Annotated in this window: 7 protein-coding genes and 2 pseudogenes; 4 read left to right on the top strand and 5 right to left on the bottom strand. The window is 41.9% G+C overall.

Annotation, left to right across the window (positions count from 1 at the left end; all coding sequences use genetic code 11):
- Positions 1-121: 121 nt before the first annotated feature.
- Positions 122-1,228: a nitric oxide synthase oxygenase gene (locus ACSLGF_RS18520; RefSeq protein ID WP_456007760.1), complete on the bottom strand. Its 1,107-nt coding sequence runs from the start codon at positions 1,226-1,228 to the stop codon at positions 122-124.
- A gap of 103 nt (positions 1,229-1,331) precedes the next feature.
- Positions 1,332-1,889, bottom strand: a complete 558-nt coding sequence (locus tag ACSLGF_RS18515; protein WP_456007758.1) for a PadR family transcriptional regulator — start codon at positions 1,887-1,889, stop codon at positions 1,332-1,334.
- A 112-nt stretch (positions 1,890-2,001) separates the two neighbouring features.
- Between ACSLGF_RS18515 and ACSLGF_RS18510 the strand changes: the two genes are divergently transcribed.
- Positions 2,002-2,487 carry a phenolic acid decarboxylase gene (locus tag ACSLGF_RS18510; RefSeq protein WP_456007756.1) on the top strand — a complete coding sequence of 162 codons (486 nt, stop codon included), beginning with the start codon at positions 2,002-2,004 and terminating at the stop codon, positions 2,485-2,487.
- A gap of 173 nt (positions 2,488-2,660) precedes the next feature.
- Here ACSLGF_RS18510 and ACSLGF_RS18505 read toward each other — a convergent pair whose 3' ends face one another.
- Together ACSLGF_RS18505 and ACSLGF_RS18500 are read right to left on the bottom strand one after the other, a co-directional pair.
- Positions 2,661-4,292: a M14 family metallopeptidase gene (locus tag ACSLGF_RS18505; protein ID WP_456007754.1), complete on the bottom strand. Its 1,632-nt coding sequence runs from the start codon at positions 4,290-4,292 to the stop codon at positions 2,661-2,663.
- 181 nt (positions 4,293-4,473) lie between these two features.
- Positions 4,474-5,227: pseudogene (locus ACSLGF_RS18500) on the bottom strand (hypothetical protein).
- A 347-nt stretch (positions 5,228-5,574) separates the two neighbouring features.
- Between ACSLGF_RS18500 and ACSLGF_RS18495 the strand changes: the two are divergent.
- From ACSLGF_RS18495 to ACSLGF_RS18485, 3 genes and pseudogenes are all read left to right on the top strand, one after another.
- A complete protein-coding gene (locus tag ACSLGF_RS18495) occupies positions 5,575-6,135 on the top strand; it encodes a TetR/AcrR family transcriptional regulator (RefSeq protein ID WP_456007752.1) in 561 nt (186 codons plus the stop codon).
- A 146-nt stretch (positions 6,136-6,281) separates the two neighbouring features.
- Positions 6,282-7,691, top strand: a complete 1,410-nt coding sequence (locus tag ACSLGF_RS18490) for an MDR family MFS transporter (protein ID WP_456007762.1) — start codon at positions 6,282-6,284, stop codon at positions 7,689-7,691.
- 41 nt (positions 7,692-7,732) lie between these two features.
- Positions 7,733-7,909: pseudogene (locus ACSLGF_RS18485) on the top strand (ATP-binding protein); the annotation flags it as partial.
- Positions 7,910-8,220: 311 nt separating this feature from the next.
- Here the strand turns inward: ACSLGF_RS18485 and ACSLGF_RS18480 are convergent.
- On the bottom strand, positions 8,221-9,064 hold an 844-nt coding region (locus tag ACSLGF_RS18480; protein WP_456007750.1), incomplete at its 5' end, for an exosporium glycoprotein BclB-related protein.

The raw sequence follows: 9,064 nt of genomic DNA, 5'->3' as shown, positions 1-9,064 counted from the left end.
GCGAAGCTAGGCTAGGTGTGTGGGAGGCCTTTTTCATTAAATCTCATCCATCATACTTACGTTGAAAATAAAAAAGATTGTAGAAAAACATGAGTTTCTCTACAATCTGACCTAGCTTTCGCTAGGCTTTTTCTGTTCCATGATAGGGCTTTTCCTGATAAAAATAATTCGGCTTCACAATGGTATTGTCGTAATGCTTGTGGAAGATGTGGGTAGCAGCTGGTGACACCGGCGGAATCAGCCATGTCCAATCTCCAGTCAGCTTGCGGTCCGCCTTCTCTTCCTGCTTTTCAAACTGCTTGAATTGATGCGCAGCTGTATGGTGATCGACAATGGCCACCCCTGCTTCGCGGTAAGAATGAAGAACCGCCACATTCAATTCCACAATGGCTTTGTCCTTCCAAAGTGATGCATTTTTTGTCATATCCAGCCCTAAAATAGAAGCGACTTTTTTCAACATATTGTAGCGATTTTCATCGGCTAGGTTACGTGCGCCAATTTCTGTGCCCATATACCAGCCGTTAAACGGCGCAGCGTTGTAATGGATGCCGCCTATCTCTAACTTCATATCAGCAATAATCGGAACGGCGTACCATTTCAATCCTAAATCACGAAATCCTTCATATTCAGGATGGGTAATCTCGACTTCTTGAACGATCTCTTTCGGAAGATTATACAGAACCGGCGGCTGACCTTTTAGCTGAAACATGAGAGGCAGAATATCAAAATGCGTGCCCTCCCCTTTCCAGCCATGGGCTTCACATAACTTTGTTAATTCAAGCGATGCCTCGTCCCCAATGATGCCATATTCCGTTTCATAGCCTGCATAACGGACAAGCTGATGATTATAAATGACCACTTCCTTCCGTCCCTCGTGCTCTGGCGGAAAGATCGTAATGGACGGTTTGATTTTCCCGCCATTTGTTGCATACTCAATATGATGAAAGAGCGCCTCTTTCACCTCATCTTTTGTCTTCACATGCCGGCAGTCATGAACATGCAGCGTTGACCAAAACAAACGGCCAATGCAGCGGTTGCTGTTGCGCCACGCCATTTTCGCCCCGTGCGCTAATTCCTCTTGTGTGTGAGTATACATCCCTTTAGAGTCAATTTCTTGTTTTATTTCATGCAGACGTGCTGCTTTCTCTTCATTTGACTTGTTTAATTCTTCATAGCATAAAGAAATAAAAGCTTCTGCTTCAATCCACAACGCTTCTTGGTTACTCAAACATACTCGCCTCACTTTAATACGAATATATCCATTGTAGCGGTTTCTATTGATAAATTCACTTGTTTCAAACCATTTTTATCATATCATCCGATCATTGTCCTTAGACAGTGGATGAATTAATGAGCCCAAGGGTCTTTTGGAGCCAGTGAACATACCCTTTTTCTCTTTCAATTGCCCTTGTCAGCACTAAGTAATGCCCGAATTGCGCTGAATGAAGCGATTCAGCAGCAGGGTCTTCCTCCGTTAAAGCGTGCAGCTTCTGTTCAAGCATGTCTACTTTCTTGGTACGCTCTAGCAGTTGATGTGTAAATAGGTCATCCGCTTCTTCTTTGTCCATGGAAGAGATGAAAAATGTTTTCAGCATGAATTCATCCTTTGTTGTTTCCGGTATCGGGTCTTTTGTCCTTAGCCACTGATGCAATTCTGCTTTCCCTGCCTCAGTAATTTGATAGACCTTCTTCTCCAGCTTCTTTCCTTGTATACGAACATCAAATTCAATAAACCCTTCTTCTGTGAGCCGTTTCAGCTCAGGGTAAATTTGACTGTGCTTCGCACTCCAAAACTGTCCAAGGGAATCCTTAAAATATTTGGTTATATCGTATCCCGTCAGCTCACACTGATCTAGTAAGCCAAGAATGGCATATTTCAGTACTCTCATCATGGGCCTCCAACGCATATTCTTTGACAATAGTATACCATACACTCTAAAATAAACATGTAAATCATGACATGTTTTAAACAACATCATTCTAATGAAAGAAGGAATAAACATGGATCAATTCGTTGGACTTCATATGATTTATACGTATGAAAATGGCTGGGAATATGAAATTTACATTAAAAACGATCACACCATTGATTACCGCATTCATAGCGGAATGGTCGGAGGCCGCTGGGTTCGTGATCAAGAAGTGAATATTGTGAAGCTGACAAAAGGCGTCTACAAAGTCTCCTGGACAGAACCAACGGGGACAGACGTTTCTCTGAACTTTATGCCTGAGGAAAAACGCATGCATGGCGTCATCTTCTTCCCAAAATGGGTGCATGAACGTCCAGATATCACGGTTTGCTATCAAAATGACTACATCGATCTCATGAAACAATCTCGTGAAAAATACGAAACATATCCGAAATATGTTGTTCCAGAATTCGCAGACATTACGTATATGAACCATGCAGGTGTAAATGACGAAACGATTATCGCAGAAGCACCGTACGAAGGCATGACAGATGAGATAAGAGCTGGGCGAAAATGATCTTTATTTTAGCCCTTTGTCTTCTTTTCAGCGTGATTGAAAACCTTTGAAGTCTAGGAAGGACGAGTACCGGAGCGGAGCGAATTTGACATTCGGAGCACCAGCGCGCAGGACTGACACAGAATGCGAGGGTTTGTCTACACGCTGAAAGCGGCACAATGCGTGCCGCTTTTTTATTTGATCCCTAACGTCTTCTGATGAAGCAAGAAACGGTAGACTGGCAGTTCATCGCCTGCTTTCGAAGCAATAAACCCTGATGACATATAGCTATCTTTTGATTCTGGTTCAAGGGCAAGTGACAGCAAATTGGTTTGTGGCTGTGCTGTCAAATACACCTTGGTTCCTTTTGGCAGCTGACGTTTCTTGTCAACGAGCGTTGTTTCAAGCTGAATATCTGTTTTGCTCTTTTCCTCTCGCTTCGTCACCTGATAGGCTTGTACTGGCACTTTCACGCCAACAGGCAATGTGACACTTTTTAATCCTAATGTTCTGAGCTTCCTCTCTACCCCTTCATGCCCCGGGAGAATGAGATAAGCTGTCGGTCGCTCTCTTGTCAATACGGGAACTGCATCGCTCGCACTATGAAAACGCACAGGGACATCGATGGTCTGTCCTTTCTCGATATCCACCATTTCGAGTGAATCGTTCACAGGTGCTTTGAAATCATCTTGAATGACCACTCGATCGTCATCGTTTGTTTGAAGACCTTTTTTCACCAGTTTTAGCCGCTCCGTCACCATTTGCTGCTTGACTTGTTTGGCATGCTTCACCGTTGTCTCAATGATTTTTTCATGAGTGGTGACTTGTGCTGCGACGCGGCGGGCAAAGTCCTCCCTTCCAATTCCAATCCCCCTGCTTTCTACAAGAAATGATATAGCTGGCGAGAGTGCAAAGGCATTTCGGCCAATTCGTGCATCCGTTCCGCCTTCATAGAGATCGATCTTTCCATCCTTCCCTCTTGTGTTTGTATAATATAGGTCATTAGAAAATCCTTTGTTCGTCAGCGTTTCCCGAACTCCGTTCACATACAACTCATTTGATGTCAGACGAATGCTTTCAGGAATGTTCAAATTCTTACCCGATAAAATGAGTAAATCATGATATTTGAGGGCGCCTGATGAGCCAACATCTTCAAACTGCTTTTGGCCTACATCGTATTCATGGGCATCAATGACCACCTCTGGCGCATAACGATTCAATTCTTGATGCAAGGCTGTGAGCTCTGGAGATTCTAATGTCATATGATCACGATTCCCGTCCATTCCGTTTGCAAGCCTGCGGTCAAAGGCATATGAACCATCTGGGTTGATCCTTGGGACGATGATGATATTGACATGATTGAGTACACGCTCTCCTTCTTCACCTGCTAGTCGTTTCGCGATAACAAGAGCAGATTCGCCGGAGGCTGGCTCATTTCCGTGTATTTGTGCTTGAAGCCAGATCGTTGGCTTTTTTGAAAGTGGAGAGATGTGACGATCCTTTGTAAAGTAGAGAGCTGGAATAGACCGGCCATCAATGGATGTTCCAATCTGTTTCTGCGTGGCGTAAGGACTTTTGCGGACAATGTCACGTAAGAAATGTTGAAGCTCTTCTTGAGTCGTAAATGTGTCTCCTTTTTTCTGAAAGGCAGGTGTGTCGAACGTCTCGTCAGGCTCAGGGTATAGCTTTTTGACTGAGGCTGGCTGTTCATAACTTTTTCCATAATAAGGGGTGTCTGCGTTTGCTGAGGCTGGAGTCATCATCGACAAACTGCCTGTTATGAGGCATACAGCAGCAAAAAGAATTGTTCCTTTTCGTTTGGACATGCTATCCTCTCCCTTCGTTGATTTGCATTATAAAGAAAAAAACAGACAAAGTGTCAGTATTTTTCAAAAATATATCTTTTGGAGGAACAGGCATTTCTTTGTATAGGGCAAATGAATGGAGCTCGCTCGGCAATATGACCTAAAAAAAGTGCCCGCTCTATACAGCAGGGCACTCTTCTATTTACCAAATGGAAATGGCTCCAATGAGAACCGCCATGACGGTCATGGCGACGACCACAAGCACAGCCCATTTCATCCCAAATTTCTGATGCTGATCCAGTGATACCCCAACAAGTAAATGAGTCGATGGAACAAGTGGACTTAACATATGAATCGGCTGACCAATAATAGATGCTCTGGCAATCTCAATTTTATCGACACCGTATGCTGCCGCTGTTTCTGATAGGATCGGCAGTACCCCATAAAAGTATGCATCATTCGGCATAAAGAAAGTAAATATCCCGCTTGTTAACGCGACAATGACTGGAATCATCGGGCCAAATAAAAGTGATGGATCAACGCCAAGTGCACTCGCCGCTCTAGGTGTTGTACCGCCCCCTGGAATCGTATTCATAATCCCCATGCCAACACCCGCAATACCTGCTAAAATAATCGGCCGGATGCCAGCAGCGTAAATAACGGAAGCATCGCTGTTGTTGTAATCATGTACGTCGTTGTCCCGTCACCATCGGATCAAATAAACCCGCATCAATCATAATGCTGAAGTACAAAATGGCAAACATAATCATGACAGCTGTCGGAGCGACTTGCTGCACACCTTTGACAATCATGTCTGAAATTTCAGTAAAATGAAAACCTGCAATAAGAGCAAATGCAATTGGTGTTAACACCAATGCCGTTAAAACAGACATACGTTTCGTCATAATCAAAACCATAAATACAATCATCATAAGAAATCCTAAGATTGCTAACACCTTATTCACCCCTTATGTTGTATGCGCTGTTGGTATCCCATTTCCAACCCTTTCTGTCATCATATCTGACGTTGAAATTGAAGTAAATATTATGAATTTTAATTCTTTTTCGGTCGATAAATGCTTTTTGTTCATTTTGTTCAAACCTTGGTTTTTTTGGTTCCAGCCAAGATTCCAACAGGCATTAGTATACATGCGATGCGTAAGATGAATATTTCAAATTAAATTTGTATTCTGACAATAGTCAGTGTATTGTTATACATGTTGACTAACTCGAGTCAGATACATTTATAAAAAACTCACTTTTCACTAGACTGGTAATCATTTGAAGGAAAGGATGTTTTAATTTGAGTAGAGAAAAGATAAAAGAAGTGGCTGTAAAACATTATATCCAGTTTGGTTATGAGGGAACGAAACTTTCTCAGATTGCAGAAGAAGTAGGTATTCGTAAACAATCACTTTCATACCACTTTAAAAGCAACCGATCGCTATTTAACGAAGTATGTAAGGAAACTATTGAGACGGAGGTTCAATTTATTCAGCAGTACTTCAGGGAAAATGCACATAAACCTGTTGAGCAGCAATTGTATCAATATCTAAATGAATATAAAGTAAGGTATCGTGCGAATTCAAATACTAGATTTTTGATCGAAATTGCTTTTCTTGTATCAGATGAGATTCTCGCAGATATTAATAAAGAGCTGCAGATATATATGGATTGTCTAACGGAAACATTAGAAACATGCTTTTCCAAGCAAACATTCCGTAAAAGTGAAAAAGAATGTGCATTAGCTTTTTTAATAGTTTTAGATGGTCTTGAGACTCAATTAGTATATGAAGATAGTGCAAGGTATGACCAAGTACAAAACATTATATGGGATATTTTTTGGACTGGGATTCAGGAGTGAAATTTATTCGCTTTCACTTCTTTATTGTCATAAAGGACTTTTTGTAACTTCAACTATTTTATCTAAATTGTGTAGAAAGGAACTTTCATGTGCCTAATAAAACGAAAAAATATGAATATCTAATTGATAATCCGAACGTGAAAGTGATGCCAATTGTCGTGTCTTTAATTATTGGTGCTTTTTTTGCAATATTAAATGAAACGTTATTAAATGTTGCCTTGTCAACCTTAATGGCGGAATTTAATGTATCATTGCCAACAGTACAATGGATGACAACAGGATTTATGTTAGTGATGGGGATTGTTATTCCAGCGTCAGCTACTTTAATCCAGTGGATTCCGACAAGACAATTGTTCTTAGGGACATTGTTGATTTTTACTATTGGAACGATAATATGTGCAACTTCACTGAGCTTTCCAATTTTATTAGTTGGTCGCCTTATTCAAGCAGTCGGTACAGGTTTAATTATCCCAATCATGATAAATGCTTTTTTATTTATTTTCCCCCCACACAAACGCGGAAAGGTGATGGGACTAGTAGGATTAGTCATTATGTTTGCACCAGCAATTGGACCGACTTTATCTGGAGTACTTGTTGAATATTTAGGATGGCGGTTTTTATTTATTACAGTCATCCCATTTGCATTATTTTCTATTGTGTTTGCAGCAAAGTATTTAGTGAATGTATCTGAAGTTACAAAACCGAAAGTAGATGCGTTATCTCTTATTTACTCTACGATTGGCTTTGGTTCGATTGTGTATGGCTTTAGTTCTGCTGGAGAGAGAGGCTTTTCAGACCCACTAGTCTATTCTATTATAGGGATTGGACTTCTCGCATTGGTTCTGTTTACAATCAGGCAACTGAAACTGAAAGAACCACTTATTGATTTAAGGGTATTCCGTTATCCTATGTTCACACATGCGTTCTTGCTATTTTTTATCATTGTTATGACGATGTTTGCTTCTGAGATTATCTTGCCAATCTATATGCAAGGACCATTAGGGTTAACAGCAGCTACAACTGGTCTTGTCTTACTGCCTGGAGCTTTATTAAGTGGTATAATGAATCCAATCATGGGAGGTTTGTTTGATAAATACGGTCCTCGTGCCTTAATGATTCCAGCGACGATAGTTTTAGCTGTAACAATGTTTATGATGAGTAATTTTAATATGGAAACATCAATATGGGTTGTTGTTGTTGGCTTTATTTTAATAATGGCAGCTGACGCGACGCTATTCATGCCTACGGAAACGAATGGATTAAATCAGCTTCCTAAAGAGCTCTATCCACATGGGACTGCAACGCTATCGATCATACAGCCGATTGCAGGAGCTATTGGTGTTTCTGTGTTTGTCAGCATTATGAATGCAAGACAAAATACATATCTGAACAACGCCAGTAATCCAGAAGACCCTCTGACGATTCATTTGGCAATGGTTGCTGGAGTTGAACTTGTATATTTTGTAATGTTTGCCATAACAGTTATTGCAGTCATTTTGGCTTTCTTTGTTTATCGTGCTGTTCCAAAAGAATTAGATGAAGTACAAAATAAGTAAACATTGTATAGTAATGAGTCAGTTTTCCCTTATTCAACTGATACGAACAAATGAGTGTGATCATCACCTCTAACCTAAAGTTCAGCCATTGGAATCGGGTTTTCAGCGGTTCCAGACTGACTGCGGCACTTGTCAATCGGGTGAGCCATCATGCTCACATATTAAGCTTTACAGGAGACCGCTACCGAGTTACGCACGCGCTATCCCGCAAAAAATAAACAGGAATTGGAAGGCTGGCAAACTTCTAAATTTTTCTATTGCAAAACACACCTGCCTTTCTGCTGTCTGCAAAAACCAAAACAAATGGTCAATAAAGCAATGACAACAAGCAAAAGACCGATAATTAATCCCAATATTTTCGTTTGTAAAGTGACTTTCCTTTTGCCCACCCTCACCGCCACAACCCCTAATTCAAGTAGATTCATTGAATAGACTCTAAGAAAATCATATCATTTTTTCTTACGAAGTTGAGAGAAAATTCATTCAAACAAAATAGGACGACTCAAATCGAGTCATCCCTGTGTGTTGATTACGTGATGGATAAACCAGCACTCGCATAGCCTGCTACGGTGTTAATTAAAGATAAGCCTGTTGCAGTCGCAGAGAATACAACCAGTAATCTTGTTTCCGGTGTAACTGGCACATTCAGACCGGTAGCGATGCCGTTTGAAATAGCACCTATCGATAAAACCCCTGTTAAGTCTGGAGCCAATGTGACGCTCGCTACTTGAGTGAAGCTGTTATCTGGTGTCGGTGAAGCAAATAAACTAGCTGTCACTGTGATGTTTGTGCCGACTAAAGAAAGTGCTGCTGTCGTACTAAAATAGCCGGCAAATGAAGTAATGGTACCGTCCCTTGGTACAGAGAATGCCATATTTAAAAGAGTACCTGCTGCACCTGTTAAGTCGATGATACCACCTATTATGCTAACGCCTGTTGCAGAGCTACCAAAGCCGACCAAACTAGATGTTCCGACAAGACCGCCTGCAATTGTAGTCAAGACAGCAGGGGTACCTGATGCAAATGGAATAATCGCACTCGAGCCAGTTACTCCGGTGGCTCCCGTGGCACCGGTTGCTCCGGTATCTCCTGTTGCTCCCGTTACTCCAGTGGTTCCGGTTGCTCCTGTGACTCCGGTGGCTCCTGTTGCGCCGGTATCTCCTGTTGCTCCTGTGACTCCTGTTGCTCCTGTGACTCCGGTGGCTCCTGTTGCGCCGGTATCTCCTGTTGCTCCTGTGGCGCCGGTTGCTCCGGTGGCCCCAATATCTCCTGTTGCTCCCGCTACTCCAGTCGCTCCGGTATCTCCTGTTGCTCCTGTGACTCCGGTGGCGCCGGTATCTCCTGTTGCTCCTGTGGCGCCGGTTGCTCCAGAG

The sequence above is a fragment of the Bacillus sp. A015 genome (assembly GCF_053851875.1).
This window is presented reverse-complemented; position numbering and strand designations above follow the sequence as displayed.

What these genes read in the sequence shown, in the direction of transcription:
- ACSLGF_RS18505 (WP_456007754.1), bottom strand. Translation starts at nt 4,292, where the DNA reads ATGTCCAAACGAAAAGGAACAATTCTTTTTGCTGCTGTATGCCTCATA.
- ACSLGF_RS18515 (WP_456007758.1), bottom strand. Translation starts at nt 1,889, where the DNA reads ATGAGAGTACTGAAATATGCCATTCTTGGCTTACTAGATCAGTGTGAG.
- ACSLGF_RS18510 (WP_456007756.1), top strand. Translation starts at nt 2,002, where the DNA reads ATGGATCAATTCGTTGGACTTCATATGATTTATACGTATGAAAATGGC.
- ACSLGF_RS18490 (WP_456007762.1), top strand. Translation starts at nt 6,282, where the DNA reads ATGCCAATTGTCGTGTCTTTAATTATTGGTGCTTTTTTTGCAATATTA.